32 protein-coding genes are annotated in these 24,748 nt (G+C 61.4%); 19 read left to right on the top strand and 13 right to left on the bottom strand.

The window, feature by feature from the left end; genetic code table 11:
• The first annotated feature begins 26 nt into the window (after positions 1-26).
• The gene (hslU, locus tag ACSSNI_RS20780) at positions 27-1,373 is read left to right on the top strand and encodes an ATP-dependent protease ATPase subunit HslU (RefSeq protein ID WP_102838238.1); all 1,347 of its coding nucleotides are present in this window, start codon (positions 27-29) and stop codon (positions 1,371-1,373) included.
• A 60-nt stretch (positions 1,374-1,433) separates the two neighbouring features.
• Positions 1,434-1,808 carry a gamma-butyrobetaine hydroxylase family protein gene (locus ACSSNI_RS20775; protein WP_200640595.1) on the top strand — a complete coding sequence of 125 codons (375 nt, stop codon included), beginning with the start codon at positions 1,434-1,436 and terminating at the stop codon, positions 1,806-1,808.
• Between the two features lie 101 nt (positions 1,809-1,909).
• On the opposite strand, the gene ACSSNI_RS20770 is transcribed toward ACSSNI_RS20775, so the two are convergent.
• Positions 1,910-2,188 (bottom strand): polyhydroxyalkanoic acid system family protein, encoded by a 279-nt coding sequence (locus ACSSNI_RS20770; RefSeq protein WP_102837069.1) that lies wholly within the window; start codon positions 2,186-2,188, stop codon positions 1,910-1,912.
• Positions 2,189-2,353: 165 nt separating this feature from the next.
• On the opposite strand from ACSSNI_RS20770, the gene ubiE reads away from it, so the two are divergent.
• The 10 genes from ubiE (at position 2,354) to ACSSNI_RS20720 (ending at position 8,800) form a co-directional block, all read left to right on the top strand.
• The gene (gene ubiE / locus ACSSNI_RS20765; protein WP_045422518.1) at positions 2,354-3,124 is read left to right on the top strand and encodes a bifunctional demethylmenaquinone methyltransferase/2-methoxy-6-polyprenyl-1,4-benzoquinol methylase UbiE; all 771 of its coding nucleotides are present in this window, start codon (positions 2,354-2,356) and stop codon (positions 3,122-3,124) included.
• Entirely contained in the window at positions 3,124-3,747 is a 624-nt protein-coding gene (locus ACSSNI_RS20760; RefSeq protein WP_200640593.1) for a ubiquinone biosynthesis accessory factor UbiJ, read from the top strand. The genes ubiE and ACSSNI_RS20760 overlap by 1 nt, the downstream gene beginning before the upstream one ends.
• Positions 3,744-5,354, top strand: coding sequence for a ubiquinone biosynthesis regulatory protein kinase UbiB (ubiB, locus tag ACSSNI_RS20755; protein WP_200640585.1), 1,611 nt, complete (start codon positions 3,744-3,746; stop codon positions 5,352-5,354). The genes ACSSNI_RS20760 and ubiB overlap by 4 nt, the downstream gene beginning before the upstream one ends.
• Before the next feature lie 49 nt (positions 5,355-5,403).
• Positions 5,404-5,799, top strand: coding sequence for a phosphoribosyl-AMP cyclohydrolase (gene hisI, locus ACSSNI_RS20750; protein WP_200640581.1), 396 nt, complete (start codon positions 5,404-5,406; stop codon positions 5,797-5,799).
• Entirely contained in the window at positions 5,792-6,124 is a 333-nt protein-coding gene (locus ACSSNI_RS20745; protein ID WP_019340500.1) for a phosphoribosyl-ATP diphosphatase, read from the top strand. The genes hisI and ACSSNI_RS20745 overlap by 8 nt, the downstream gene beginning before the upstream one ends.
• Positions 6,125-6,148: 24 nt before the next feature.
• Complete coding sequence (gene tatA, locus ACSSNI_RS20740; RefSeq protein WP_200640577.1) at positions 6,149-6,379, top strand: twin-arginine translocase TatA/TatE family subunit; 231 nt, start codon at positions 6,149-6,151, stop codon at positions 6,377-6,379.
• Between the two features lie 6 nt (positions 6,380-6,385).
• Entirely contained in the window at positions 6,386-6,775 is a 390-nt protein-coding gene (gene tatB, locus ACSSNI_RS20735) for a Sec-independent protein translocase protein TatB (RefSeq protein ID WP_200640576.1), read from the top strand.
• Positions 6,772-7,575, top strand: a complete 804-nt coding sequence (gene tatC, locus ACSSNI_RS20730; RefSeq protein WP_200640575.1) for a twin-arginine translocase subunit TatC — start codon at positions 6,772-6,774, stop codon at positions 7,573-7,575. Before tatB ends, tatC begins: the two co-directional genes overlap by 4 nt.
• The gene (locus ACSSNI_RS20725; protein WP_200640566.1) at positions 7,572-8,279 is read left to right on the top strand and encodes a 16S rRNA (uracil(1498)-N(3))-methyltransferase; all 708 of its coding nucleotides are present in this window, start codon (positions 7,572-7,574) and stop codon (positions 8,277-8,279) included. The genes tatC and ACSSNI_RS20725 overlap by 4 nt, the downstream gene beginning before the upstream one ends.
• Positions 8,280-8,380: 101 nt before the next feature.
• Positions 8,381-8,800, top strand: coding sequence for a UPF0158 family protein (locus tag ACSSNI_RS20720; protein WP_102837078.1), 420 nt, complete (start codon positions 8,381-8,383; stop codon positions 8,798-8,800).
• Between the two features lie 20 nt (positions 8,801-8,820).
• Here ACSSNI_RS20720 and dtd read toward each other — a convergent pair whose 3' ends face one another.
• Together dtd and pip are read right to left on the bottom strand one after the other, a co-directional pair.
• Positions 8,821-9,258, bottom strand: coding sequence for a D-aminoacyl-tRNA deacylase (dtd, locus tag ACSSNI_RS20715; RefSeq protein ID WP_200640565.1), 438 nt, complete (start codon positions 9,256-9,258; stop codon positions 8,821-8,823).
• Positions 9,258-10,229 (bottom strand): prolyl aminopeptidase, encoded by a 972-nt coding sequence (gene pip / locus ACSSNI_RS20710; protein ID WP_200640564.1) that lies wholly within the window; start codon positions 10,227-10,229, stop codon positions 9,258-9,260. The genes dtd and pip overlap by 1 nt, the downstream gene beginning before the upstream one ends.
• 79 nt (positions 10,230-10,308) lie before the next feature.
• Here pip and ACSSNI_RS20705 point away from each other — a divergent pair, with 79 nt between their 5' ends.
• Positions 10,309-10,740 carry a hypothetical protein gene (locus ACSSNI_RS20705; RefSeq protein WP_200640563.1) on the top strand — a complete coding sequence of 144 codons (432 nt, stop codon included), beginning with the start codon at positions 10,309-10,311 and terminating at the stop codon, positions 10,738-10,740.
• Positions 10,741-10,790: 50 nt separating this feature from the next.
• Here the strand turns inward: ACSSNI_RS20705 and ACSSNI_RS20700 are convergent, their stop codons facing one another.
• From ACSSNI_RS20700 to ACSSNI_RS20680, 5 genes are all read right to left on the bottom strand, one after another.
• Positions 10,791-11,336, bottom strand: coding sequence for a lipocalin family protein (locus tag ACSSNI_RS20700; protein ID WP_200640562.1), 546 nt, complete (start codon positions 11,334-11,336; stop codon positions 10,791-10,793).
• A 9-nt stretch (positions 11,337-11,345) separates the two neighbouring features.
• Positions 11,346-11,600 carry an outer membrane protein assembly factor BamE domain-containing protein gene (gene bamE / locus ACSSNI_RS20695; protein WP_102837083.1) on the bottom strand — a complete coding sequence of 85 codons (255 nt, stop codon included), beginning with the start codon at positions 11,598-11,600 and terminating at the stop codon, positions 11,346-11,348.
• A 99-nt stretch (positions 11,601-11,699) separates the two neighbouring features.
• A complete protein-coding gene (locus ACSSNI_RS20690; protein ID WP_200640561.1) occupies positions 11,700-12,302 on the bottom strand; it encodes a DUF924 family protein in 603 nt (200 codons plus the stop codon).
• 3 nt (positions 12,303-12,305) lie between these two features.
• Positions 12,306-13,316: a class 1 fructose-bisphosphatase gene (locus tag ACSSNI_RS20685; RefSeq protein ID WP_200640560.1), complete on the bottom strand. Its 1,011-nt coding sequence runs from the start codon at positions 13,314-13,316 to the stop codon at positions 12,306-12,308.
• A gap of 208 nt (positions 13,317-13,524) precedes the next feature.
• Complete coding sequence (locus ACSSNI_RS20680) at positions 13,525-15,984, bottom strand: glycogen/starch/alpha-glucan phosphorylase (protein ID WP_200640559.1); 2,460 nt, start codon at positions 15,982-15,984, stop codon at positions 13,525-13,527.
• 203 nt (positions 15,985-16,187) lie between these two features.
• On the opposite strand from ACSSNI_RS20680, the gene ACSSNI_RS20675 reads away from it, so the two are divergent.
• The 3 genes from ACSSNI_RS20675 to ACSSNI_RS20665 all read left to right on the top strand — a co-directional run bounded on the left by ACSSNI_RS20675 (position 16,188) and on the right by ACSSNI_RS20665 (position 18,212).
• Entirely contained in the window at positions 16,188-16,592 is a 405-nt protein-coding gene (locus tag ACSSNI_RS20675) for a YkgJ family cysteine cluster protein (RefSeq protein ID WP_102837086.1), read from the top strand.
• A 131-nt stretch (positions 16,593-16,723) separates the two neighbouring features.
• Positions 16,724-17,176 (top strand): thioesterase domain-containing protein, encoded by a 453-nt coding sequence (locus tag ACSSNI_RS20670; protein ID WP_200640557.1) that lies wholly within the window; start codon positions 16,724-16,726, stop codon positions 17,174-17,176.
• Positions 17,177-17,423: 247 nt separating this feature from the next.
• Complete coding sequence (locus ACSSNI_RS20665; RefSeq protein WP_200640555.1) at positions 17,424-18,212, top strand: substrate-binding periplasmic protein; 789 nt, start codon at positions 17,424-17,426, stop codon at positions 18,210-18,212.
• 21 nt (positions 18,213-18,233) lie between these two features.
• On the opposite strand, the gene ACSSNI_RS20660 is transcribed toward ACSSNI_RS20665, so the two are convergent.
• From ACSSNI_RS20660 to pdxR, 3 genes are all read right to left on the bottom strand, one after another.
• Entirely contained in the window at positions 18,234-18,929 is a 696-nt protein-coding gene (locus tag ACSSNI_RS20660; RefSeq protein WP_102837089.1) for a carbonic anhydrase, read from the bottom strand.
• Between the two features lie 112 nt (positions 18,930-19,041).
• Entirely contained in the window at positions 19,042-19,950 is a 909-nt protein-coding gene (gene glsB / locus ACSSNI_RS20655; protein ID WP_200640553.1) for a glutaminase B, read from the bottom strand.
• Between the two features lie 125 nt (positions 19,951-20,075).
• Positions 20,076-21,533, bottom strand: a complete 1,458-nt coding sequence (gene pdxR / locus ACSSNI_RS20650; RefSeq protein WP_200640552.1) for a MocR-like pyridoxine biosynthesis transcription factor PdxR — start codon at positions 21,531-21,533, stop codon at positions 20,076-20,078.
• 124 nt (positions 21,534-21,657) lie between these two features.
• Here pdxR and ACSSNI_RS20645 point away from each other — a divergent pair, with 124 nt between their 5' ends.
• The 3 genes from ACSSNI_RS20645 (at position 21,658) to ACSSNI_RS20635 (ending at position 23,317) form a co-directional block, all read left to right on the top strand.
• On the top strand, positions 21,658-22,290 hold the full coding sequence (locus tag ACSSNI_RS20645; RefSeq protein ID WP_102837092.1) for an FMN-binding negative transcriptional regulator: 633 nt from the start codon (positions 21,658-21,660) through the stop codon (positions 22,288-22,290).
• 23 nt (positions 22,291-22,313) lie between these two features.
• Positions 22,314-22,760, top strand: coding sequence for a GNAT family N-acetyltransferase (locus ACSSNI_RS20640; RefSeq protein ID WP_200640551.1), 447 nt, complete (start codon positions 22,314-22,316; stop codon positions 22,758-22,760).
• A gap of 161 nt (positions 22,761-22,921) precedes the next feature.
• Positions 22,922-23,317: a hypothetical protein gene (locus tag ACSSNI_RS20635; RefSeq protein WP_159969319.1), complete on the top strand. Its 396-nt coding sequence runs from the start codon at positions 22,922-22,924 to the stop codon at positions 23,315-23,317.
• 82 nt (positions 23,318-23,399) lie between these two features.
• Here ACSSNI_RS20635 and ACSSNI_RS20630 read toward each other — a convergent pair whose 3' ends face one another.
• A complete protein-coding gene (locus ACSSNI_RS20630) occupies positions 23,400-23,702 on the bottom strand; it encodes a P-II family nitrogen regulator (RefSeq protein WP_102837095.1) in 303 nt (100 codons plus the stop codon).
• Between the two features lies 1 nt (position 23,703).
• On the bottom strand, positions 23,704-24,645 hold the full coding sequence (locus ACSSNI_RS20625) for a sodium-dependent bicarbonate transport family permease (protein ID WP_102837096.1): 942 nt from the start codon (positions 24,643-24,645) through the stop codon (positions 23,704-23,706).
• Positions 24,646-24,748 lie beyond the last annotated feature (103 nt).

Genomic DNA, 24,748 nt, shown 5'->3' with positions numbered 1-24,748 from the left:
GCCCTCGAGCCCCGGAGTACCGCACCATGTCCATGACGCCCCGCGAGATCGTCCACGAACTCAATCGCCATATCATCGGCCAGGACGACGCCAAGCGTGCCGTCGCCATTGCCCTGCGCAACCGCTGGCGGCGGATGCAGCTCTCCGCTGAGCTGCGCCCCGAAGTCACCCCGAAAAACATCCTGATGATCGGCCCCACCGGCGTGGGCAAGACCGAGATCGCTCGGCGCCTGGCCAAGCTCGCCAACGCGCCATTCATCAAGGTTGAAGCGACCAAGTTCACCGAGGTCGGTTATGTCGGGCGTGACGTCGAGTCAATCATCCGTGACCTCGCCGACGCCGCACTGAAGATGCTGCGTGAGCAGGAAGTCGTGAAGATGCGTCATCGCGCCGAGGATGCTGCCGAAGATCGCATCCTCGACGCGCTGCTGCCCCAGGCCCGGCCGGCTGGCTTTAACGAAGATCAGCCCGCGCAGAGCACCGATTCCAATACGCGCCAGCTATTTCGCAAGCGCCTGCGAGAAGGCCAGCTGGACGACAAGGAAATCGATATTGATGTAGCCGAGAGCCCGGCCGGCGTCGAGATCATGGCCCCGCCGGGCATGGAGGAAATGACCAATCAGCTACAGAGCCTCTTCTCCAATATGGGCAAAGGCAAGACGAAGAGTCGCAAGCTGAAGATCAAGGACGCGCTCAAACTGGTCCGCGATGAAGAAGCCGCGCGTCTGGTCAATGAGGAAGAGCTCAAAGCCCGCGCCCTGGAAGCCGTGGAGCAACACGGCATCGTTTTCATCGACGAGATCGACAAGGTTGCCAAGCGCGGCAACACCAGCGGTGCCGACGTTTCCCGCGAGGGCGTTCAGCGCGATCTGCTGCCACTGATTGAAGGCAGCACGGTCAACACCAAGCTGGGCATGGTCAAGACCGACCATATCCTGTTCATCGCCTCGGGCGCGTTCCACCTGTCCAAGCCCAGTGATCTGGTGCCCGAGTTGCAGGGTCGCCTGCCGATTCGCGTCGAGCTCAAGGCGCTGTCGCCGGAAGACTTCGAGCGCATCCTCACCGAACCGCACGCCTCGCTGACCGAACAGTACCGCGAGCTGCTGAAGACCGAAGGACTAGGGATCGAATTCGCCGCGGATGGTATCAAGCGCCTGGCGGAGATCGCCTGGCAGGTCAACGAGAAAACCGAGAACATTGGCGCTCGACGCTTGCACACGCTGCTCGAGCGGCTGTTGGAAGAGGTCTCGTTCAGCGCCGGCGATCTGGCCGGACAGCAGAACGGCGAGCCGATCCGCATCGACACAGCCTACGTCAACAGTCACCTCGGTGAGCTGGCCGAAGACGAAGACCTGTCGCGCTACATTCTCTAACGCAAGCGATTGCGCCGGGGTTCGCTGGACGCGACCCGGCGCCTTTGTCTGGAGCACTCGATGCGCATCCCCACCGCGATCCAACTACACAAGACATCGAAAACGCTGGAACTGCAGTACGGACCCGAGCAGCGATACGTACTGCCGGCGGAGTTTTTGCGGGTGCACTCGCCGTCTGCCGAAGTCCAGGGCCACGGTAATCCGATCCTGCAGACAGGCAAGATCAACGTTGCACTCGATGGCATCGAGCCGGCCGGACAGTACGCGTTGAAGCTGACCTTTAGCGATGGCCATGACAGCGGCCTGTACAGCTGGGACTACCTCTATCGGTTGGCGACCAATCAAGAGCAGATATGGGCGGATTACCTCGAGGCACTTGCAGCCGCTGGGAAGTCCCGGGACCCGGACATCTCACCGGTCAAGCTGATGCTGTAACGGCTGGGCCGTAGCGTGGATCACGCTTCACCGATCCACCAACACTGGTACAAACCAAGCAGAGCGGTGGATGTAAACAGCGACATACACCCTACGCTACCTCAGGCCTGCAGCGCCTTGTCCAGCGCACGCTCGATCTGCGCCTGAACACTGGCGCCCATGGCCGACATCAGCAGGCCGAGGTTGAGCAACACGCGCACACGGTCTTCCTCGACCTCGATGCGGCCGTCCGCGCCGCTGCGGCGCACTTCCAGTACGTCACCTTGCCACTCGCAGCGCACGCCGAAATCGCGTTCCAGCTTCGCCGCCAGCTGCTCGGCCTTTACACGGGCGGCGTCCCGGCCAAGGCTGTGGTTGCGCTCGACGATGATGCGGGCCATGGCGACTCCTGACTGCTACTTAAAAAAGGCGCGCACTATAGCAGCTGCCCAGCTGCCAGCCTGCCTCCGGTCAGCCATAGGCTGCGCTGACTTGCCGCTCGCGGCTTGGCGCTCGACGATGCTTTTAGGTTTAGAATGCGAGCACATTCTTCCGGTGACAGTGACATGACCGATCCCCGCAAAGAGCGTGACGCAGAAGCCACCACCCACTTCGGCTACAAGAACGTACCGGAGAGCGAAAAAGCGCAAAAGGTGGCCGAGGTATTCCATTCTGTAGCCGCCAAATACGACCTGATGAACGACCTGATGTCCGGTGGCGTGCATCGCCTCTGGAAGCGCTTCACCATCGAGCTGTCCGGTGTCCGCCACGGCAATCGCGTGCTGGATATCGCCGGCGGCACCGGCGACCTGGCACGCCAGTTCTCGCGCATCGTCGGCCCGACTGGCGAAGTGGTGCTTGCCGATATCAACGCCTCGATGCTCAAGGTCGGCCGTGACCGTCTGCTGGACAAGGGCGTGGCCGACAACGTCAAGTTCGTCCAGGCCGATGCCGAGAAGCTACCGTTCCCGGACAACCATTTCGATGTGGTCACCATCGCCTTCGGCCTGCGCAACGTGACGCACAAGGAAGACGCCATCGCCTCCATGCTGCGCGTGCTGAAGCCCGGCGGTCGCCTGCTGGTTCTGGAGTTTTCCAAACCGACCAACCAGCTGTTTTCCAAAGCCTACGACGCCTACTCGTTCAGCCTTCTGCCGATGATGGGCAAGCTGATTACCAACGACTCCGAGAGCTATCGCTACCTGGCCGAGTCGATCCGCATGCATCCGGATCAGGAAACCCTTAAAGGCATGATGGCCGACGCCGGATTCGAGCGCGTCACTTACCACAACATGACCGGCGGCATCGTCGCTCTGCACCGCGGCATCAAGCCCTGATGTTGCGCGCTGCCCTGCTGGCCGGCGCCGAGCGCGGCCTCAATGGCGTGTTGCGCCTGGACCCGACCGCCTTGCCGCGGCTGGCCAAGCTCAGCGGTCGAATCATAGAAATCGACTGCACGGCACCGGCGTGGAAGGTCTTCATCCTGGCCGATGCCGATGGGCTGCGGTTGCCAACGCAATGGGGCAGCGAACCGGATTGCCGCCTGCGCGCTTCCGCCACGGATCTGCTGCGCCTGGCGACAAGCCGCAACAAGACAGCGATCCTGCATGGTCCGGATGTCGAAATTGACGGCGACAGCGGCGTGCTGATGAGCCTCGCCGAAGTGCTGCAGGATCTCGAGCTGGACTGGGAGTACGAGGTGTCGCGCTGGCTGGGTCCGGTCGGTGCGCATCTGCTCGGCTCCAGCGTTCGGCGTCAATCCGAATGGTTGCGACAAAGCGCTGACAGCCTGCAGCAGAACCTGGCTGAATACCTCAGCGAAGAATCACGCGCGCTGGTCGGCACAGCCGAAGCTGAAACGCGCTTCGCTGAACTCGACCGCCTCAAGCTCGGCCTCGACCGTCTCGACGCCCGCATCGAGCGGCTCACCCACTTCCAGAAACCAGACCGATCCGAATGAAGCTGTTCGCCGCGGCCCGCCGCCTGTTCCGCATCCTGCTGGTGGTGATCCGCTACCGCCTGGACGACATCATTCTTGACCTGCCGATGCCGTGGTGGCTGCGCGCGACCAGTTACCTGCTGCCATGGCGCTGGCTGCCACGCCGGCGCACCGAGCTCTCTCGAGGCGCTCGCCTGCGCCTGGCACTGGAGGGTCTGGGGCCAATCTTCATCAAGTTCGGCCAGATTCTTTCGACCCGACGCGATCTCCTGCCGCTCGACATCGCCGAAGAGCTGGCCATGCTTCAGGATCGGGTACCGCCATTCGACTCGGCAGTCGCCACAGCGCTCATCGAGCGGGAGCTGGGCGCTCCGGTGGGCGAGGTGTTCGCCCGATTCGACAGCAAGCCATTGGCGTCCGCCTCCGTCGCCCAAGTGCATGCGGCCAAACTGCGCAGCGGCGAAGAGGTGGTGGTGAAAGTGGTGCGGCCGAACCTGCGCCCGATCATCAGCCAGGACATTGCCTGGCTGTTCCTGCTGGCGAAAACCGCCGAGCGTGCGTCGAACGAGGCGCGCCGCCTGCACCTGGTTGAAGTGGTCGACGACTACGCTAAGACCATCTACGACGAACTCGATCTGTTGCGCGAGGCGGCCAACGCCAGCCAGCTCAAGCGCAACTTCCAGGGTTCGCCGCTGCTCTACGTCCCGCAGGTTTATTGGGATTACTGCCGCCCGCAGGTGCTGGTAATGGAGCGCATCTACGGCGTGCCGGTGACCGACATGAAGCGCCTGGCCGAGCAGCGCACCGACATGAAACAGCTGGCCGAGCGCGGCGTGGAGATCTTCTTCACCCAGGTCTTCCGCGACAGCTTCTTCCATGCCGACATGCACCCCGGCAACATCTTCGTCAGCACGCACCAGCCTTGGAACCCGCAGTACATCGCGGTGGACTTCGGCATCGTCGGCAGCCTTACTCCAGAAGATCAGGACTACCTGGCGCGCAACCTGATGGCGTTCTTCCGGCGCGACTACCGCAAGGTGGCGCAGCTGCACATCGATTCAGGCTGGGTCCCGGCAGAGACCAAGGTCAATGAATTCGAGGCGGCGATCCGTACGGTCTGCGAGCCGATCTTCGAAAAACCCTTGAAGGATATTTCCTTCGGCCAGTTGCTGGTGCGCCTGTTCCAGGTCGCTCGGCGCTTCAACATGGAGGTCCAGCCGCAGCTGGTGCTGCTACAGAAGACGCTGCTGAACATCGAAGGGCTGGGTCGCGAGCTCTATCCGGAACTGGATCTGTGGGCTACGGGCCAGCCATACCTTGAGCGCTGGATGCGCGAACGGATGAGCCCCAAGCAGCTGCTGCAGAATGCCCAGGCGCAGATCGAGCAGCTGCCGCACCTGGCCGGCATGACCCGCGAGCTGCTCGAGCGCATGTCAGGGCCCCATGCGAACAACTTGCCGCCGCCCTGGCGTGAGCACCATCACCACTGGCCATTGCGTCTGGTCGGCGCTGCCCTGCTAGCCGGGGGCGCCACGCTGGCCGCAGCCGCTGAAAGCCTTTCCGCGCTGGCCACCTGGCCTGCTTGGTTGATGCTGGCGGCCGGCATCTACATCGTGGTGCGCCGATAGCCAGCGGTCGGGCAGGCTGGCACACTGCGCGTACAGAGGGGAGAATCCGATGAACTGGCTGGACCAAATCAACTGGAACGAAGACGGGCTGGTACCGGCGATTGCCCAGGACCATCAGACCGGGCGCATCCTGATGATGGCCTGGATGAACCGCGAAGCGCTGGAGCTGACGGCCTTGGAGAACCGCGCCATCTATTGGTCACGTTCGCGTGGCAAGCTGTGGCGCAAGGGCGAGGAATCCGGTCATGTGCAAAAGCTGCACGAGCTGCGTCTGGACTGCGACGCTGATGTCATCGTGCTGATGGTCGAGCAGGTGGGCGGCATCGCCTGTCATACCGGACGCGAGAGCTGCTTCTACCGCGTCTTCGAGAATGGCGATTGGAAAACCGTCGAACCGGTCCTTAAAGACCCGCAGGCGATATACGCGGAGCTCACACATGAGTGATACCTTTTCCCGTCTGGCTGAGGTGCTGGAAGCCCGCAAAGGCGCCGCGGCAGATAGCTCCTATGTGGCCAGCCTCTACCATAAGGGACTCAACAAGATTCTCGAAAAGGTCGGCGAAGAGTCGGTCGAAACCATACTGGCGGCAAAGGATGCTGCAGCCAGCGGTGACGCCAGCGACCTGATCTACGAAACCGCCGACCTCTGGTTTCACAGCCTGGTGATGCTGGCTGCGCTGGATCAGCACCCACAGGCGGTTCTGGACGAACTCGACCGGCGATTCGGTCTCTCTGGGCATGCGGAAAAAGCCGCTCGCCCGCAATCCTGAAAACAACTTTCGGAGTACTTCAGCATGGGTTTTGGTGGAATCAGCGTCTGGCAACTCCTGATCGTTCTGCTCATCGTGGTCATGCTTTTTGGCACCAAGCGCCTTAAGGGCATGGGCTCGGATCTAGGCGATGCGATCAAGGGGTTCCGCAAGTCCATGGGCACCGACGAGGAAAAACCCGGTGTTGATGAGAAACAAAACCACACCATCGATGCCGAGGCCCGCAAGGTCGAAGATCCGACGAAGAAGAACTGAGGCGCCATGTTCGATATCGGTTTCACCGAACTGCTGCTGATCGGCTTGGTTGCGCTATTCGTACTTGGCCCGGAGCGGCTTCCCGGTGCCGTGCGTACCGCTGGCCTGTGGATCGGCCGGGCCAAGCGCAGCTTTGCCAACATCAAGTCAGAGGTCGAGCGCGAGATTGGCGCCGACGAGATTCGTCGCCAGCTGCATAACGAACGCATCCTCGACCTCGAGCGCGAAATGAAGCAGAGCATCATGCCCAGTTCGCCCAGCACCAACAGCACGCCGTCCCCGCAATCAGCCACACCGCCACCGGATGCCAGCCATCTCGAAGACGCAGCGCCCGCTGAAGCCAAACTCGCCGACACGGCGCCCGAACCTCGCCCGGACAAATCGCCTGAGCCATGAGCAATACTTCGACTGATGACCAGGAAATGCCGCTGGTTGCCCACCTGACAGAATTGCGCAAGCGCCTGCTGCGTTGTGTGGTGGCCATCCTGTTGCTGTTTGGCGGGTTGTTCTACTTCTCGCAGCAGATTTATGCGTTGGTGGCTGCACCGCTTCGCGCCTACCTGCCGGAAGGCGCAACGATGATCGCCACGGGCGTGGCCTCGCCGTTCCTGACGCCGTTCAAGCTGACCATGATGGTCGCTCTGTTCCTGTCGATGCCGGTCATCCTGCATCAGATCTGGAGCTTCATTGCCCCCGGTCTGTACAAGCATGAAAAACGCGTAGCGGTGCCCTTGCTGATCTCCAGCATCTTTCTGTTCTACGGCGGCATGGCCTTCGCCTACTTCGTGGTGTTCCCCATCATGTTTGGCTTCTTTGCCAGCGTGACACCTGAAGGTGTGGCGATGATGACCGACATTGGTCAGTACCTGGATTTCGTCCTGACGTTGTTCTTCGCCTTTGGTGTGGCCTTCGAGATTCCGGTGGCGACCTTTCTGCTGATCTGGGTAGGAATCGTCGATGTCGCGACCTTGCGCAAGAGCCGTCCCTACGTTGTGGTCGGCTGCTTTGTCGTCGGCATGGTGTTGACGCCACCTGACGTGTTCTCACAGGCATTGCTCGCCGTGCCCATGTGGATACTGTTCGAGGCCGGTCTGATCTGCGGCAGCATGGTGAAGAAGCGCGAAGAGGAATTTCGCGGCGACGCCGATAGCAGCGAGCCTCACCCCGGCGACCAGCCGCCCCCTTCACGTCCGTGAACCTGTTGCTGCTAGAGGCGGCCGACTTCGTTGCCGCCGATCGGGTAATCCTGCGTGACCGGCGCCTGAAGCACCTCCAGGAAGTTCACCGCGCGGAGGCGGGCGAATCCCTGCGGGTCGGGCTGTTAGGCGGGCAGATGGGCCGGGGGCACCTGCTACGTCTGGATGCCCAGGAAGCGGAACTTGAGGTCCAGCTGCAGCAGGCACCACCCGCCAAGTTGCCCGTAACGCTGCTGTTGGCCTTGCCTCGACCAAAGATGCTGCGCCGCGTGCTACAGACAGTCGCCAGCATGGGCGTGCCCCGGCTTGTACTGCTCAACAGCTATCGCGTGGAAAAGAGCTTTTGGCAGACCCCGTTTCTTGAGCCCCAGGCCATCCGCGAACAGCTGCTGCTGGGTTTGGAGCAAGCCCGCGATACCCTGTTGCCTGAGGTCATCATCGAGAAGCGCTTCAAACCTTTCGTCGAGGACCGTCTGCCACAGCTGGTCGCCGGCACTCTGGGCCTGGTGGGTCACCCAGGTGAATACCCTCCCTGCCCGCGCGCACTGAGCGAACCGGTGACACTCGCCATCGGTCCCGAAGGCGGCTGGATACCCTATGAAATTGAGAAGCTGACCGAAGCAGGGCTTCAGCCCGTGCAGCTTGGCGATCGCATTCTTCGCGTTGAGACCGCTGTCAGCGCCTTGCTGGCGCGCCTGTTCTGAAGAGTCGCTAGCCGAGATGCGACGCAGTACCGATGAACGTAGCGCACGCAAGCGGTGCACACAGGTCAGAAGCTGTGAACCCCTCAATCATAGTTGTAGCCATGCGACCTTTGACCATAGATCTTCACCGCTTGGAGTACGCGCTGGAAAACCGTGATGCCAGTGAGCATTATCTGGACCTGGAGTCCGGCCAGATTCAGGCGGTTTTCCCGGGAGAAACCGTCCCGGGGGCCGACGAAAAATATGACGTGCAGGAGGATCGCTACCTGCATATCGAGCCACTCGGGCTGCCCCAGTCGATTGCGATGCGTGAGGCGTTCCTGTTCACCCAGCACGACCCCAACGCCCACACCGTCCTCGCTCATGCTCTGCAAGGGCGCAAGCCGCTGCGAACCTTCGATTTCAAGCTGGAAGACTTCCCGGATGTTCGCCAGGCCTGGCTGGACTACCAGACCGTCCAGCTACGCGAGTACGCCATCACCTGGTTGCACGATAACGGCCTCGAACCCTCAAGCCGCTGACCGCCCCTAGCGTCGTAACCTCAGGCCTCAAGCAGGAAGGTCACCGGCCCGTCGTTCTGCAGATACACCTGCATATCGGCACCGAATCGGCCGCAGGCGACTTTCGCGTGCTGCAGGCGCGCCTGAGCGACCAGATAATCGTAGAGTTCTTCGCCAAGTGCCGGAAGGGCGGCGGTCGAGAAGCTCGGCCTCAGACCACTGCCTGTGTCTGCCGCCAAGGTGAACTGAGACACCAGCAACAAACCACCACTGACGTCTGACAGCGAGCGGTTCATCTTGCCGTTTTCATCGCTGAAGACCCGGTATCGCAGTAGTTTGTGCAAGAGCTTATCGGCACGTGCCCGATCATCTTCCCGCTCTACGCCGACCAACACCAGCAGCCCCTGATCAATCGAGCCGACCACCTCGTCCGCCACCTCGACCCGCGCCTGTCGCACGCGCTGGATCAATGCCTTCATCAGGCTTCCTCAGGGGGAAGGTCGAGCAGTCGTTGCGCTATATCGGCGGCAGCACGGACCAGCGCATCGCAGATGCCCGACTCGGAAGCCGAGTGCCCCGCTTCACGGATGATCTGCAGCTCGCTGTTCGTCCACGCCTCGTGGAGCGCCCAGGCATTGTCCAGCGGGCAGATGACGTCGTAGCGGCCATGCACAATGATGCCTGGCAGGTGCGCGATCTTGTGCATGTCGCGCAAGAGCTGATCGGGCTCCAGAAAAGCCTGGTTGACGAAGTAATGACATTCGATACGTGCCATGGCGAGTGCACGATGTGTATCGGAGAAGCGGTCGACAACCTGGGTGTTAGGCCGCAAGGTGGCGGTACGCCCCTCCCAGCATGACCAGGCTTTGGCCGCATGCATCTGGGCGATCTGGTCGGTCCCAGTCAGGCGCTTGTGGTACGCCTGCATCAGGTCACCGCGCTCCTCCGGTGGAATCGGCGCAATGAAATCCTGCCAATAGTCCGGGAACAGTCGGCTGGCACCATCCTGATAGAACCACTCGAAGTCCTTCGGCCGGCAGAGAAAGATGCCCCGAAGGATCAGCGCATGCACGTGTTCTGGAAAAGCCTGGGCGTAAGCAAGTGAAAGGGTTGACCCCCAGGAACCGCCGAACAGCACCCACTTATCAACACCCAGGAATTCGCGGATGCGCTCCATGTCGGCGATCAGGTGTGCCGTGGTGTTATTTTCCAGGCTGGCGTGGGGGGTCGAGCGACCGCAACCACGCTGATCGAATGTGACAATGCGGTAAAGGTTGGGGTCGAAGAAGCGACGACTCAATGCATCACATCCGCCACCAGGTCCACCGTGCACGAACAACACAGGCAAGCCTTCCGGCGACCCACTCTCGTCGACGTAAAGCACATGCGGCGCTTCGACCGCCAGCTCATGCCGGGCGTAGGGTTTGATCTCCGGATACAAGGTCTGCATGGCACACTCCATGGTCGGTGCGCGGGTCGCGAACCCGCCTGACGTTTCCGGCATCATAACGAGGTTCGAGAGGTTAGGCATGCCCGTATGGAAATTAGCTGCCGCGTTCGTGGCAGTAATGATAATGCTGGTCGGATGTGGTCGCGATGATCCAGAAGCTGCGCTGCTGGCGGCGGTTGAATCGCTGCAGGAAAGCATCGAAAACAAGGACACCTCCGAACTGATGGATCTCATCCACGACGAGTTCAGCGCCAACCGAGAGTTGGACCGGGACTGGGCTCGACGCACGGCTGCCTTGATGTTCCTGCGTCACCGCAACGTGGGCGTCATCGCGCTTAATAGCCGAAGTTGGCTAGATCCAACCTACCCGGACAAAGGCTACAGCGAGGCGCAGGTTGCACTGACCGGCGCTGAGGGCTGGCTACCGCAGCGCCTCGGGCACTACGACGTGCGCCTCGAGTGGTGGCTTACGGACGGGGATTGGAAACTGGCGCGTTTGGACTGGGAATAGTTGGACCGCAGACTCGGGAGCGCGGTGAAGCCAACACATGAGCGACAATCTCAGCCCGCCTCGCCACGCCAGATCAGCTCGCTGGTGTCATAGCCCCGCTTACGCGCTTCGTCGAGCAGCTTGTCGCGCGTATTGGCGTCGATTTCTTTGTCTCGCGACAGTAGCCAGAGGTTGTCTCGGTCCGGGCTGCCGACCAGCGCGACGCTGTAGTCGTCGGCCAGATATAGGATCCAATAGTGTCCCTTGGTCAGGCCTGGAAAAATATTGCTGAACCAGTTGTCGAAGCGAACCCAGAGCTTGTCTGTCTTGCCTTGCTGCTGCGGCACGGCCTCACCGCGCGCCTCTTGCTGCTCACCGTCTTCGGTTTCGCAACGATTGGTCACCGCCACACTGCCGTCGTCCTGCAGGCGGTAATTCGCCTGCGAACGCACACAATTGCGCTGAAAGAACATCGGCAGGCGCGCCTGCTCGTACCAAGTGCCTTGATAGCGTTCCAGATTGACCTTGCCAGCGGTTTCCGGCCCGTCCGCACTGCTACCGGCACCGGCGCATCCGGTGATCAGCAGTGCAGAAAAAAGCGCAACGCCCAGACGCATAGGGACTCCTTATTTCAGGCCTTGGCCCGAAAACATCATGACTTTGTCACCAGCGAACTGGATGCTGATAAAACGGTTTTTCTGCCCCCAGGTACAGCTCGACATGCCTAGCGCGCCAGCGCACTCGCCCGGTTTGCCTAGCAATTTTTCGACCTCGGCACGGGACATTCCCGCCTGCAATTTGGCGAAGTTTTCCTGTGTGACCGGGCTACACGCAGCCAATAGCACGACAGCAACGATCAGCGATAGATAACGCAACGACATGGCAGATTCCTTTATTCCGAGTCAGCGGCGGGCCTTGCTTGGCCTTGCCTTGCGGTAACAGATAGAAAACAAGCCGCCCAGGAAGGTTCCTCGGCAAAGCTAGAAGCGGGAGCCAGGCTCAGCGAGAAAAGCCCGTTCAGCCTCGCTAGAGCTGCGCCCAAGAATCGCATTGCGATGGGGGAAACGGCCGAAACGCGCAATGACTTGCCGGTGGCGCTCAGCGAAGTCGAGAAAGCCGGCAAAAAGGTTTTGCTCATCGGCATCGACAATGCCCAGAAGCTGCTCGAACTGCTGCACGGCCTGATCCTGCACGCTGAGGTTTTCAGCGTGTTCTAGCACCAGATAGATGAATACTCGCTGGAGCGGCGCCAGCAGGACATCGCCGCCATGAGCCATGCCCTCCCGCACGAGCTGCAGCGCTCGTTCATCGCCGGCATAGGCCGTCGGTGTGCCGCGATAGATCATGCGTGGGAGCTGATCAAGAAGAAGAACGAGCGCGAGCCAGCCATGCGGCGACTCGGCCCACTCACTCAATTCGCCTGCAAGCGCGCGCTCAGTCAGATCACCGAAACGCTCGCGGGCTTCGGCATCCTGTTCGGGCTTGTAACCGAACCAGAGACCATTGTTTGCGTCCGCTGTTTCACGAGCGGTGGCGCCCTCGCCGAACCACCAGTCCAGCAGGTCCTGCGAGGGCAAGCTCACCTGTCAGGCCTTGTGGTAGGCAGTGACGCGCTCGACTTCTTCCTTCGAACCCAGGAACACCGGCACACGCTGGTGCAGCGACTCGGGCTGAACGTCGAGGATACGCTGAGTGCCGGTGGTTGCTGCGCCACCGGCCTGTTCGATGATGAAGGACATCGGGTTGGCTTCATACATCAGGCGCAGCTTGCCAGCCTTGCCCGGCTCGCGAGAGTCCTTCGGATACATGAACATGCCGCCGCGGGTCAGGATGCGATGCACGTCGGCCACCATCGAGGCGATCCAGCGCATGTTGTAGTTTTTGTTTAACGGGCCTTCGTTGCCGGCCAACAATTCACCCACGTAGCGCTGAACCGGTTCTTCCCAGTGGCGCTGATTGGACATGTTGATAGCGAATTCAGCGGTGCTTTCCGGAACGCGGATGTTCTCATGGGTCAGCACGAAGCTGCCCAGTTCGCGGTCGAGGGTAAAGCCCATGACGCCGTTGCCCAACGTCAGCATCAGCATGGTTTGCGGCCCGTAGATCGCATAACCCGCAGCGACCTGCTTGGTGCCCGGCTGCAGGAACGCTTCCTCACCGAGCGCATCGTTCTGCGTGAAGCATTCACCGGGGCAGCGCAGCACGGAGAAGATGGTGCCGACCGAGACGTTGACGTCGATGTTGCTGGAGCCGTCCAGCGGATCGAAGACCAACAGGTAGGCGCCCTTCGGGTACTTGCCAGGAATCTGGTAAGCGTTGTCCATCTCTTCGGACGCCATGCCGGCCAGGTGGCCGCCCCATTCGTTGGCTTCGAGCAGGATCTCGTTAGAGAGGACGTCGAGTTTCTTTTGAACTTCGCCCTGAATGTTCTCGGTTTCGGTCGCGCCGAGAACACCGCCCAGCGCGCCCTTGGAAACGGCGTAGCTGATCTCCTTGCACGCTCGAGCCACTACTTCGATAAGGAAGCGCAGATCTGCAGGGGTGTTGTTGCTGCGGGTCTGCTCAATCAAGTAGCGACTCAGGGTTACGCGTGACATGGAATGGCTCCGGAGGATGGATAAGCCCGCGCAGTTTAGCAGGCCGGGGGGAAACTAACCCTCCCTCAGACCGTCCGACAGGCCCCAGAGTTCAGCGAAGCGGCAAAGTGCCTGCAGGCACCCTTTCGCCAATCTGGAGCCACTCCCCCTTACATGGACGCGGCATCGGCCCAAGCAGCCATGCCGACAAGCCGCCCCACATCGCCCGTCAGAGCACCTTCCAGATCTCCTGAGCGTACTCACGGATAGTACGGTCCGACGAGAACCAGCCAGTACGCGCCGTATTGAGCACTGCCGAGCGCCACCAGCTGTCGGCGTCGCGCCAGCGCGCTTCAACCTCCAGCTGCGCCGCCCAGTAGGCTTCGAAGTCGGCACACACCATGAAGGTGTCGTGCCATTTCAAGCCGTCAATCAAGGCGGTATAACGACCTGGGTCTTCAGCCGAGAAGGCGCCGTTGCGGATCGCCATCAGGACTTCGTTAAGCCGCGGCGAACCGATGATGGTGGCTTCGGCGTTGTACTCGTTGGCCTGTTTGCGCGCCTCGACCTCCTGCGCGGTCATGCCAAAGATGAACATGTGGTCGGCACCAATCTGCTCGCACATCTCGACGTTGGCGCCATCCAGCGTCCCGATGGTCAGCGCGCCGTTGAGGGCGAACTTCATGTTACTGGTCCCCGACGCCTCGAGTCCGGCGGTGGAGATCTGCTCGGACAGATCCGCGGCGGGGATGATGCGCTCGGCCAGACTGACGTTGTAGTTCGGCAGGAACACGACCTTCAGCAGACCACGCACGGTCGGATCATCGTTGATGGTCCGTGCGATATCGTTGGTCAGTTTGATGATCAGTTTGGCCGTGTGATAACTGGCCGCCGCCTTGCCGGCGAAGATCTTCACGCGCGGCACCCAATGGCCGCCCGGATCCGAGCGAATCGCCTGATACAACGCGACGGTATGCAGCAGGTTCAGCAGCTGACGCTTGTACTCGTGGATGCGTTTGACGTGCACATCGAACAGCGCATTTGGGTCAACGGTGATCCCCAGCCGCTCCTGAATCATGCGCGCCAGCAACTTCTTGTTGCCCAGGCGCTGGGCGGCGAAGCGGGCGCGGAAATCCGGTTGGTCGGCGTAGGGCTCCAGCTGGCGCAGCAATGTTTCCGGCGAGTCGAGGAGTTCCTCGCCAATATGATCGACCAGCAGACGGGTCAGCTGAGGGTTGGCCTGATACAGCCAGCGGCGGAAGGTGATGCCGTTGGTCTTGTTGCTGATCCGCTTGGGGTACAACGAATGCAGATCGGTGAACACCGTTTCGCGCATCAGGCCGGTGTGCAGCGCTGATACACCGTTGACGCAATGCGAACCGAGAAACGCCAGGTTGCCCATGCGTACGCGCCGGCCGTGGCCTTCTTCGATTAGCGAGACCGAGCGCAGGAGGTTGACGTCATGGATGCCGCGCTCACGCAAGGCATCGAGATGCTGGGCGTTGATCAGATAGATGATCTGCATGTGCCGCGGCAGCAGGCGCTCCATCAGCCCGACGGGCCAGGTTTCCAGTGCCTCGGGCAGCAGCGTGTGGTTGGTGTAGGACAGGGTGCCGACTGTCAGCTCCCAGGCCTTTCGCCACGGGATGTCGTGCACATCCACCAGCAGGCGCATCAACTCGGCAACGGCAATGGCCGGGTGCGTGTCGTTGAGCTGGATCGAAGCGAATTCGGGCAGGTTCATCAGTGTGCCGCGCTGGTCCAGATGCCGGCGCAAGAGGTCCTGCAAGGACGCCGCAACGAAGAAATACTCCTGCCGCAGGCGCAACTCCTGCCCTGCTTCGGTGCTATCGGCGGGGTACAGCACACGGGAAATACTCTCGGCGCGTGCTTCCTCGGCGACCGCACCGATGTGATCGCCGGCGTTGAAGCGCTCCAGATGGAAGTCAGCCTCCGCCCGCGCACGCCAGAGGCGCAGCGTGTTGACGCTAGCACCGCGCCACCCCACCACGGGCGTGTCATAGGCAATCGCGCGAACCCCTTCGGCCCAATGCCAGAAATGCTTGGGTTGATCGCTGTTGCTGCCATCGGAGGGCATCGCCGCCACGCTGCCGCCAAAGCCGATCAGATAGCTGACTTCAGGGCGCTCGAATTCCCATGGATTGCCGAAGTTCAGCCAGGTTTCGGTCTGCTCGTGTTGCCAGCCGTCGACGATCGCCTGGCGGAACAGGCCATGGTCGTAGCGGATGCCGTAGCCATGCGCAGCCACACCAAGGGTCGCCATGCTTTCCATGAAGCAAGCCGCAAGCCGACCCAACCCACCATTGCCCAGTGCAGCATCAGGTTCCAATGTACGGATGCGCTCGAAGTCGATATCTACGCCGGCCAGCGCCTCGCGCGCCACATCGAGCAGGCCCAGATTGCTGAGACTGTCGGTAAGCAGGCGGCCGATGAGAAATTCCAGCGAGAGGTAATAGACCCGCTTCTTACCCTCACGGTAACCCTGCCGAGTACGGTCCATCCACTGGTCGATCATGCGGTCACGCGTGGCCAGCGCCACCGCCTCGAACCAGTCATGGTCGGAGGCATGCTCGGGGTCCTTGCCGATCGAGTAGGTCAGCTTGCTGATCACGTTTTCCCGAAAAGCGGCGACCTCGTCAGCGTTGGGAGCAGTCGTTTCTTGCGTCATGGACAGACCTCATGCAGCGGGTGAAGGGATATGAAGGATTCATGGCAGCGCCAAGCCACCTCGGAAAAACCGCACTACAGACAGGTTTGCAGGTTTCTGCAGCATCCGGGCGACCGTCTGTCCGGCGTTCGACTCGTCGGTTTCACTGGAAATTCCACCCCGTGTCGCTATGATCGCGCGCCGCCATTACCGATGCCCCCGCCGTGAAGACACGTTTGATCGCCTCTGCCGACCCCGAACGCCTGGAAACCTGGGCGCGCTACAGCAACGGCCTGTGCCGAGATTGCCACGCCACGTGTTGCACCTTGCCGGTCGAAGTACGCATTGATGACCTGATCCGCCTCGAGGTGGTCGATGCCTTCGAGCGTGACGAGCCGCTGAAGAGTGTTGCCAAACGCCTGAGCAAGGAAGGCCTCATCGAACACTTCAATCAGAAGCACGGCATTTTCACCCTCACGCGACTGGCCAACGGGGACTGTCTCTACCTCGATCGCAAGACTCGCTTGTGCACGGTCTATGCCAAGCGCCCGGACACTTGCCGCAACCACCCGCATGTCGGTCCACGGCCCGGCTACTGTGCCTATCAGCAGAAAACCGCGGCGCGCTGATGGCAGCTTGCGGGTCATCCGGAACGGCGACTCGAGGTCGCCAAAAAGCGTTGCGGAAACTGGCAATATCGTGACTCAGCAGTCATGCTTGACGTCTGCCTGTATCCGCACACGTTAGGAATCCACCCGGCATGAGCCGCGATAGCCGCTACCTGGAAGCCATTCTGCACCACGACATCCCACTGACCCGGGCGATGGGCCTGCGCGTCGAGCATTGGGAAAACCATGAGCTGCGTGTAAAGGTGCCGCTGCAAGCGAACATCAACCACAAAAGCAGCATGTTCGGCGGCAGTCTTTACTGCGCCTCCGTACTGGCTGGCTGGGGCTGGCTGCACCTGCGCCTGCGCGAGGCCGGGATCGACGATGGTCATATCGTCATCCAGGAAGGTCAGATCGACTATCCGCTGCCAGTGGTGGATGACGCCACTGCTATCTGCTCGGCGCCGGACGAGGGTGCCTGGGAGCGATTCGAGACGATTTACCGTCGCCGTGGCCGCTCACGCCTGACCCTGCACAGCCGCATTCTCGCTTCAGATGGCCGGGATGCGGTGCGCTTCACCGGTCAGTTCGTGCTGCATAAGTAATCGCCCAGTCGTTCCATCTGCACTGCCGGGGTGCGCGCAGCTATTTAAGCGCGCGGACGTTCCGGCATCGCTGAATCCTCAGGCGCCACTGCAACAGCTTGAGTCGACGCGTGATCGCCGCCGGTACACGCGTCTCGCCTCCGCATTGGCCACCGCGCCAGCACCCTCCTCCGACTGGCATGCAGGCTCCCAGCAGACTACGCTGCAACCGCCAACAATAAAAAAACAGCGTCAAGGAGCCGATGCCATGGGCCTGCCCCGTATAGCCATCCTATTGCTCAGTATTCTGCTCGCCATCAGCGGTGAGGCGCATGCCGAGTTACCGAAGAACTATCAGATCATCCTGCAGACCGACAACTTCCCACCCTTCAACATGGGGCCCAGCCACAAGAACTTCGCCCGTGGTGATGAGGTTCAAGGCATCGCCACCGACACCGTTCGGGAAATCTTCAAACGCGCCGGCATCGGCTACAGCCTGACGCTGCGCTCCCCTTGGGACCGCATTTACACCCAGACCCTCACAGACAGCGGTCACGGATTGTTTTCCGTCGCCCGCACGCCGCAGAACGATGGGCAGTTCAAATGGGTAGGCCCCCTCGCCCGCTATGAAAGCGTACTGCTTGCGGCCGCAGACAAGCGCATCGACCTGAGCACCCTGACGCAGGCCAAGGGGTTGCAGATCGGCGCACAGAAAAGCAGCGGTGTGAGCCAGTATCTGGAGAGCCAGGGCTTACGGCCGACCGACAGTCTCAGCGAAGAGGAAAACCTGCGCAAATTGCTCAGTGGCCGCCTCGATCTATGGGCCACGGCCGATCCAGTCTGGCGTTATCACGCCAAGGAGCAGGGAGTAGAAGGCCTCACGCCGGTGCTGAGTTTTCGCGCTGAAGACCTGTACCTGGCGCTGCATAAGGACACGCCCGACGAAGCCGTCGAGCGTTTGCAGGGCGCGCTCAATGAGGTGATCGGTGAGGGGTATGCCGGCTGCAGCAAGACCCCTGACCTCTGCTACCTGATCCGTGACCGCAAGGTGCCGTGACCGCAACGGGTCGCGACAAACTCACACATAGCGCGACTTGGGCGTAGCCATGGGCAACGGGCCGTCGCCGATCAGACGGAACTCGCCCTTGGACGCATCGTAGGCGCGAATTTCGCTGGTGCCGATGTTGTAGACCCAGCCATGAATGAACAGCTGCCCACTGGCCAACCGCGCCGCAACCGAAGGGTGTGTGCGCAGGTGATCAAGCTGCGCAAGGACGTTTTCCTCGGTCAGCACGCCCAGTGTGTTGTGGTCGGCGCAGCCGCAATTTTCTTCGACAACGGTGCGGGCCACTTCAGCGTGACGCAGCCAGCTGCGTACGGTTGGCATGCCGTCGAGGCTCGAAGGGTTCAGCACCGCTTTCATCGCGCCGCAATCGGAATGCCCGCAGACAATGATGTGATGCACACCGAGCGCCATCACCGCGAACTCGATGGCGGTCGACACGCCGCCGTTCATGATTCCGTAGGGCGGCACGATATTGCCGACATTGCGGGTCACGAACAGGTCGCCCGGCGAGCTCTGGGTGATCAACTCGGGCAGGATGCGCGAGTCTGCACAGGTGATGAACATCGCCCGCGGCGTCTGCTCGTGGGCAAGCTTGTTGAACAGCTCGCGCTGCTCCGGATAGATATCTTCGCGGAACTGAATAACCCCTGCGATCAGGTTGTCGAGCGCCTCCTGCGCTGTTTCGGTCGTCTTCTCATCGAGACTCATAACACGATCTCTCTTATGGTTTGGTTAGGTACGACGTTGCACGTTCAAGGCCGGACACTGCACAGATGTGACAGACCGTAACGAACGCCGGAGCCTGGTCCGGCGTGATGAATTAGAAGATAGACCAGCCAATGCGCTGCGAGAGCTTCTCAAGTGCCGCCATGCCAATCAGCGAATTGCCAGCCTGGTTCAGCTCCGGCGACCAGACGCAGACCGTGAAGCGCCCCGGCACGACCGCCACGATGCCACCGCCTACGCCGCTCTTGCCGGGCAACCCGACGCGATAAGCGAAGTTGCCGGCTTCGTCATAAAGGCCACTGGTGGCCATGATGGCATTGACCTGCTTCGCTTGACGCGGCGTCAGCACCGGCTCGCCGCCCGCCAGGCACGCCCCGTCGCGGGCCAGAAAGCCAAACGCGCGAGCCAGGTCGACGCAGCTCATGCGCAGCGCGCAATGGTGGAAGTAGCTGCGCAACACCGCCTCGACATCGTTATGGAAATTGCCGAATGCCTGCATCAGATACGCCATCGCGGCGTTACGCGCACGGTGCTGGTACTCCGAATCAGCCACTACCGAGTCGGACACAATCAGCGGATTGCCCGACAGATGCCGAACTAAGTCGCGCATGGACAAGGCGGGTACGGCGAAGCGCGACTGGTTGATGTCGCAGATCACAAGAGCCCCGGCATTGATAAAAGGGTTACGTGGCTTGCCGCGTTCGAACTCCAGCTGCACCAGCGAATTGAACGGTTGCCCGGATGGCTCGTGCCCCAGCCGCTCCCACAACGACTCACCACCATGCTGAATCGCCTGCACCAGGCTGAAGACCTTCGAAATACTCTGGATGGAAAACGGCGTTTTCGCATCGCCAGCGTGATAGAGCTCACCGTCGGCGCTGTACACCGCGATCCCCAGCTGATCAGCCGGCACGTGTGCCAGCGCTGGAATATAGTCAGCCACCTTGCCTTGACCAAGCAGCGGTCGAACTTCGTCGAGGATTTCTCGCAATAGGCTTTGCATGCGGGTCTCATCTGGATAAAACGCGAAAGTGCCTGCCAGGCCAACTACAGCGGAGCTGCTGGGTCGGGTTGAGCTCGCAGTCACCCATCGGCTAACAGACGCCAGCCGAACCGTGGTCATCACAGCTAACGCCAGGCATGGCGTAATTTTTCCAGCGCCTGGGCTATCTCATGTTCATCGACCCCGGCAAAGCCCAACACCAGGCCGGCAAGCGGGCCCTGCCCCGGCTCGGCCAGGCAATATTCGCTCAGGGCACTGAGTTCGACGCCAACCGCAGCCGCCTTGTTCAAGAGCTCTCGTTCTCGCGCCAGGCTCGCCAAGGGAACACAGACGTGCAGGCCAGCTTCAATCGGAGGCAGCGCTACCCCTGCTTCGACCGTGGGCCAGTCACGCATCAAGACATCACGCCGCGAACGTGCAGCACGGCGCATTCGTCGGATATGGCGCTGGAAGTGCCCTGCAGCAATAAATTCGGCAAGCACCGCCTGGGTACCAATCTCCGAATGGCGCATACCCAGGGTTCGCAGCTGCGTCAGCGGCTCGACCAGCGCGGGCGGTACTACGAGGTAGCCGAGCCTCAACGCCGGAAACAATACCTTGGAAAAGGTACCGACATAGAGCACACGACCCTGCCGATCCAGCGACGCCAAAGTCGCCAATGGCGTACCGCTGTAGCGGTACTCGCCGTCGTAGTCGTCCTCGATGATCCAGGCCTGCGTGCGCTCTGCCCACTCAAGCAGCTCCAGGCGCCGGGCCAACGAGAGGGTCACGCCGCTGGGGTACTGGTGCGAAGGTGTGACATAGGCCAATCGGCAATCATGCAACGCCGCGAGCTGTCGCGTATCCAGGCCATCTCTATCGACAGCAACACCACGCAGCCGCGCCCCAGCGACCGCAAAGGTCTGGGCAGCCGCGCGATAGCACGGGTTCTCCAGCGCCACGCTGTCGCCTGGCTGCAATAACAATTGAGTGCAAAGGCTGATGGCCTGCTGCGCACCACTGGTGACCACGATCTGCTCGGGTGTGCAGCGCAGGCCACGACCGTTACGCAGATAGGCCGCGATCATCTCTCGCAAACGACGATCACCTGCAGCCTCGCCGTAACCGAGCTGCTCCAGCGGCGGGGCGCGCCAGAACTGCGCCTGCAAACGAGACCAGACATCGAAGGGAAACAAGTCGAGCGCCGGCAGGCCCAGGCGAAACGCGCGGGGCGGCCCCTCGCGTGGCGCACCGGGACCGTAGGCTTGTAGCCGAGCCTGCAAGGCGTGGGGAATCTGAACCTCTAGCGCGGACGGCATCGCTGCAGGCATCCCGCCGCCCAGTTCAGCTACATAAGTACCGTCGCCTGTACGGCCTTCGATGTAACCCTCGGCGTAAAGCTGGTCGTAGGCACGCACCACGGTATTACGCGACACGCCGAGCGTTTCGGCCAGCTCACGACTGGCCGGCAGTCGCATCCGGCAGGCCATGCGGCCGTCGAGGATGCGCTCACGTAGGGCCTGGTACAGCTGGCGGGCCAACCCCTGGTGTGGGTCGAGCTTGAATCCAGCGGGATCGAGGGGCAACGACGGCTTGGTGGTCACTTTGATGGCCTGAACAGCAGCGATGTAACAGCCTAAATTGGCCCCTTCAAAAAGGCTATAAATGGATCTTACACAGGACCATTTAGCGGCATAGCATCGCGGTATTCATCCAGAGAATCTCGCCATGTATAGCCCTGCCACCTTCCGTATCGATGACCTAGCCGAGCTGCATGGATTTATCGAAGAGTCGCCACTGGCTGTTGTAGTGACTGCTGGCGAACAGGGGCTGCTTGCCAGTCACTTGCCGCTGTTGCTGGAGCAGCACCGTGGGAACCGTGGCACGCTGCATGGTCATTTCGCCAGAGCCAACCCGCAATGGCGCGAGCTGGCTAATGGCGCCGAGGTGCTGGTCGTGTTCACAGGCCCCTCTGCATACGTCAGCCCTGGCTATTACCCGAGCAAGGCGCGCGACCCTAAAGTCGTACCAACCTGGAACTACACGGCCGTGCATGTCCGCGGTCGCGCCGAGGTCTTCGACGACCCGGCGCGCCTGATCGAGCTGGTCCGCGCCCAGAGCGAGCATCACGAACGCAACCAGCCAAAACCCTGGTCGCTGGACGACGCACCCGCCGACTATCTGAGCGGCATGCTTCGAGCAGTTGTCGGCTTTTCCCTGCCGATCGAACGCATCGAAGGCAAATGGAAGCTGAGCCAGAACCAGACCGCGGAAAACCGCAGCGGCGTGAGGGATGCTCTGGCATCCAACCCGGCCGTCAGCGACCACGAAGTGGCGCGCCTGATGAACACCCTGTCCTGAAACTTATCGTCGGATTTGCACCAATGCCGAATCTGGAACTGCGCCCCGTCACCCAGGCCGACTACAGCGCCTGGCTGTCACTCTGGCAGAGCTACCAACGCTTCTATGAAACCGAAATCGCAGCGCAGATCAGCCAGGTCACCTGGCAACGCTTTCTAGATCCTGACGAGCCCATGCACGCCGCCCTGGCGTGGCGCGGCACGCAGGCCGTTGGGCTCGTGCATTTTATCTATCACCGCTCATGCTGGACGACGGCTGATTATTGCTACCTGCAGGACCTGTTCGTCGATGATGCACTTCGTCGTACAGGCGTCGGTCGCGCACTGATCGAACACGTCTATACCGCGGCGCATGTAGCTGGCGCCTCGCGGGTGCACTGGCTGACCCAGGAACACAACGCGACGGCCATGCAGCTTTACGAGCGGGTCGCTGAGCGGTCGGGCTTCGTTCAGTACCGCCGCATGCTCTAGCCGACATTGCCAGACGTCTTCCTGGCACAGGCGTCAGACATCATTACGATCGGTAATCGGACGACGGCTATTCGCCCCCTTGCGATGGGCTCAGGTATATTGCCGCCCGCTTCACGGGGCACGGCCTGTGCCTCGGGCATCACGACAAGGAAAGAAAACAGATGAAACTGAAACGTTCGGCGGGCCTGCTGGCGCTCGCGATCGCAGTCAGCGGCTGCTCTACCGCGACTTACTTCAAGCTGCCCGAGAACAGCAAAGTCTCTGTCTATGAGCGGCCTCAGCAGTACCCTCAAGGACTGGTCAAGACGCGTCCGTTCTTCTGGACCGCCGCTGGCGGCATTCCCTACAAACTCAGCAGCGAAAATGGAGAGCTACTGCAGCAAGGCAAACTGCGTGCGCGCTTCCGTGTCGCCTCCATTTTCTGGCCACCGGGCGGCATCATCTATTGGCCGATGGGCTTCGGTCAGCGCTGCTATGACCTGACCGGCGCCGCGCCGCTCAGCTGCACTCAGGGCGACCTGAAAGATCTTCGAAGTCAGCGCCGTCTCGACCGCTAGGCTTCGGCGACGCATCGCCCCGACACACACCGGGGCGGTGCTCGATCCAGCCGTCGACCCGCGAACACGCGCATCAAATCGTCTAAAACTTTTCCGGCCGCAGCACTTCGACCTCAGCCAGGTAGCAGACCATGGCGAAGTTATCGTAGTAGCGAACCTGCAGGTGCTCGGCGATGCGCTCGGCGAGTTCGCGGTTGCAGATGATCTCCAACCGGATATTGCTCTCGGTGTCCCACTCGGCACTGCGCACGCCGCGACTGCCGCGGCCGCGCGCTTCGGACAGGGTCCAGCCCGGTGCGCCGAGGTGGTCGAGATCGGCCACCAGTTTCTTTTCCAGTGCTGCTTCGCAGATCACGGTAAGCAGCGTTCGGGTCGCGGTCGTCATGTCAAAGTCCCCAGGCGATCAAGGTTTCAGCCAGCGCGAGATACAGCGGAATACCAATCAGGATGTTGAACGGAAAGGTAATCCCCAGCGACGCCGTTAGCGAGAGCGAGGGATTGGCTTCCGGCAATGCCAAGCGCATGGCCGCGGGCACGGCGATGTAGGACGCACTTGCCGCCAGCGTAGCGAGCATCGCAGTGCCACCGAGCGACAGGCCCATCAGCCGCGCCAGCAATGCACCGATCACCGCGCCAATCAGCGGCATGCCCAGACCGAACACCGCCAGACGCAGGCCATAGCGCTTCAATGAGCCCATCTGGCCGGAGGCGATAAGCCCCATCTCCAACAGAAAAAGCGCCAGCACCGGCTTGAACATGCTGGTGTAGAACGGTTCAAGCGGCTTGATGCCTTCCTTGCCCGCGATGGCGCCAATGATCAAACCGCCCAATAGCAGCATGATGCTCTTGCCCAGGAAGATCTCGCGCCCCAGTTCCTTCCAATGGGTATCGCGGCTGATGCCCTTGGCGAGGATGATGCCGATCAGGATCGCCGGGATCTCAAGGATCGCTACGAACAATGGCATGTAGCTCTCAAAGGCAATCTTGTTGGCCAGCAGAAAGGCGACCACCACGGCGAAGGTACCGGCACTGACCGACCCGTAGTGCGCCGCGACGCTGGCTGAGTCGACGCGAGAAAAGCCCAGCAGGCGCAGCAACGGAAACGCCAGCAGCGGCAGCATACAGCCAAGCAGCAGGACCAACGCCGATTGGCCCAGCAGTGCCGCACTGGCCTGCTCGGCCAGCTCGACGCCGCCGTGCAGACCGATGGCCAGCAGCAGCAGGATGGACAGCGTTTCGTACAACGCCGGTGGCAGTTTCAACTCACTCTTCACCAACCCGGCGAACAGGCCGAACAGGAAGAACAGCACTACTGGGTCGAGCCCCATCGATACCTCCCGGATGCGTTAAACAGGATCGAGTAGGAGGCGGATTCACATCCGCCGTCCTCTCACACCACCGTACGTACGGTTCCGTATACGGCGGTTCAGG

This window comes from Stutzerimonas tianxiuensis (assembly GCF_053470365.1).
This window is presented reverse-complemented; position numbering and strand designations above follow the sequence as displayed.

Excerpts from the sequence above, each read along its gene's own strand:
- tatB (WP_200640576.1), top strand. The coding sequence starts at position 6,386 with ATGTTCGATATCGGTTTCACCGAACTGCTGCTGATCGGCTTGGTTGCG.
- ACSSNI_RS20660 (WP_102837089.1), bottom strand. The coding sequence starts at position 18,929 with ATGAGTCTCGATGAGAAGACGACCGAAACAGCGCAGGAGGCGCTCGAC.
- tatC (WP_200640575.1), top strand. The coding sequence starts at position 6,772 with ATGAGCAATACTTCGACTGATGACCAGGAAATGCCGCTGGTTGCCCAC.
- ACSSNI_RS20640 (WP_200640551.1), top strand. The coding sequence starts at position 22,314 with ATGCCGAATCTGGAACTGCGCCCCGTCACCCAGGCCGACTACAGCGCC.
- dtd (WP_200640565.1), bottom strand. The coding sequence starts at position 9,258 with ATGAAGGCATTGATCCAGCGCGTGCGACAGGCGCGGGTCGAGGTGGCG.
- ACSSNI_RS20745 (WP_019340500.1), top strand. The coding sequence starts at position 5,792 with ATGAGTGATACCTTTTCCCGTCTGGCTGAGGTGCTGGAAGCCCGCAAA.
- bamE (WP_102837083.1), bottom strand. The coding sequence starts at position 11,600 with ATGTCGTTGCGTTATCTATCGCTGATCGTTGCTGTCGTGCTATTGGCT.
- ubiB (WP_200640585.1), top strand. The coding sequence starts at position 3,744 with ATGAAGCTGTTCGCCGCGGCCCGCCGCCTGTTCCGCATCCTGCTGGTG.
- ACSSNI_RS20770 (WP_102837069.1), bottom strand. The coding sequence starts at position 2,188 with ATGGCCCGCATCATCGTCGAGCGCAACCACAGCCTTGGCCGGGACGCC.
- hslU (WP_102838238.1), top strand. The coding sequence starts at position 27 with ATGTCCATGACGCCCCGCGAGATCGTCCACGAACTCAATCGCCATATC.
- pip (WP_200640564.1), bottom strand. The coding sequence starts at position 10,229 with ATGCAGACCTTGTATCCGGAGATCAAACCCTACGCCCGGCATGAGCTG.
- ACSSNI_RS20705 (WP_200640563.1), top strand. The coding sequence starts at position 10,309 with ATGCCCGTATGGAAATTAGCTGCCGCGTTCGTGGCAGTAATGATAATG.
- ACSSNI_RS20625 (WP_102837096.1), bottom strand. The coding sequence starts at position 24,645 with ATGGGGCTCGACCCAGTAGTGCTGTTCTTCCTGTTCGGCCTGTTCGCC.
- ACSSNI_RS20700 (WP_200640562.1), bottom strand. The coding sequence starts at position 11,336 with ATGCGTCTGGGCGTTGCGCTTTTTTCTGCACTGCTGATCACCGGATGC.
- ACSSNI_RS20720 (WP_102837078.1), top strand. The coding sequence starts at position 8,381 with ATGCGACCTTTGACCATAGATCTTCACCGCTTGGAGTACGCGCTGGAA.
- ACSSNI_RS20630 (WP_102837095.1), bottom strand. The coding sequence starts at position 23,702 with ATGACGACCGCGACCCGAACGCTGCTTACCGTGATCTGCGAAGCAGCA.
- glsB (WP_200640553.1), bottom strand. The coding sequence starts at position 19,950 with ATGCAAAGCCTATTGCGAGAAATCCTCGACGAAGTTCGACCGCTGCTT.
- hisI (WP_200640581.1), top strand. The coding sequence starts at position 5,404 with ATGAACTGGCTGGACCAAATCAACTGGAACGAAGACGGGCTGGTACCG.
- ACSSNI_RS20775 (WP_200640595.1), top strand. The coding sequence starts at position 1,434 with ATGCGCATCCCCACCGCGATCCAACTACACAAGACATCGAAAACGCTG.
- ACSSNI_RS20760 (WP_200640593.1), top strand. The coding sequence starts at position 3,124 with ATGTTGCGCGCTGCCCTGCTGGCCGGCGCCGAGCGCGGCCTCAATGGC.
- ubiE (WP_045422518.1), top strand. The coding sequence starts at position 2,354 with ATGACCGATCCCCGCAAAGAGCGTGACGCAGAAGCCACCACCCACTTC.
- ACSSNI_RS20680 (WP_200640559.1), bottom strand. The coding sequence starts at position 15,984 with ATGACGCAAGAAACGACTGCTCCCAACGCTGACGAGGTCGCCGCTTTT.
- tatA (WP_200640577.1), top strand. The coding sequence starts at position 6,149 with ATGGGTTTTGGTGGAATCAGCGTCTGGCAACTCCTGATCGTTCTGCTC.
- ACSSNI_RS20665 (WP_200640555.1), top strand. The coding sequence starts at position 17,424 with ATGGGCCTGCCCCGTATAGCCATCCTATTGCTCAGTATTCTGCTCGCC.
- ACSSNI_RS20685 (WP_200640560.1), bottom strand. The coding sequence starts at position 13,316 with ATGTCACGCGTAACCCTGAGTCGCTACTTGATTGAGCAGACCCGCAGC.
- ACSSNI_RS20670 (WP_200640557.1), top strand. The coding sequence starts at position 16,724 with ATGAGCCGCGATAGCCGCTACCTGGAAGCCATTCTGCACCACGACATC.
- ACSSNI_RS20645 (WP_102837092.1), top strand. The coding sequence starts at position 21,658 with ATGTATAGCCCTGCCACCTTCCGTATCGATGACCTAGCCGAGCTGCAT.
- ACSSNI_RS20635 (WP_159969319.1), top strand. The coding sequence starts at position 22,922 with ATGAAACTGAAACGTTCGGCGGGCCTGCTGGCGCTCGCGATCGCAGTC.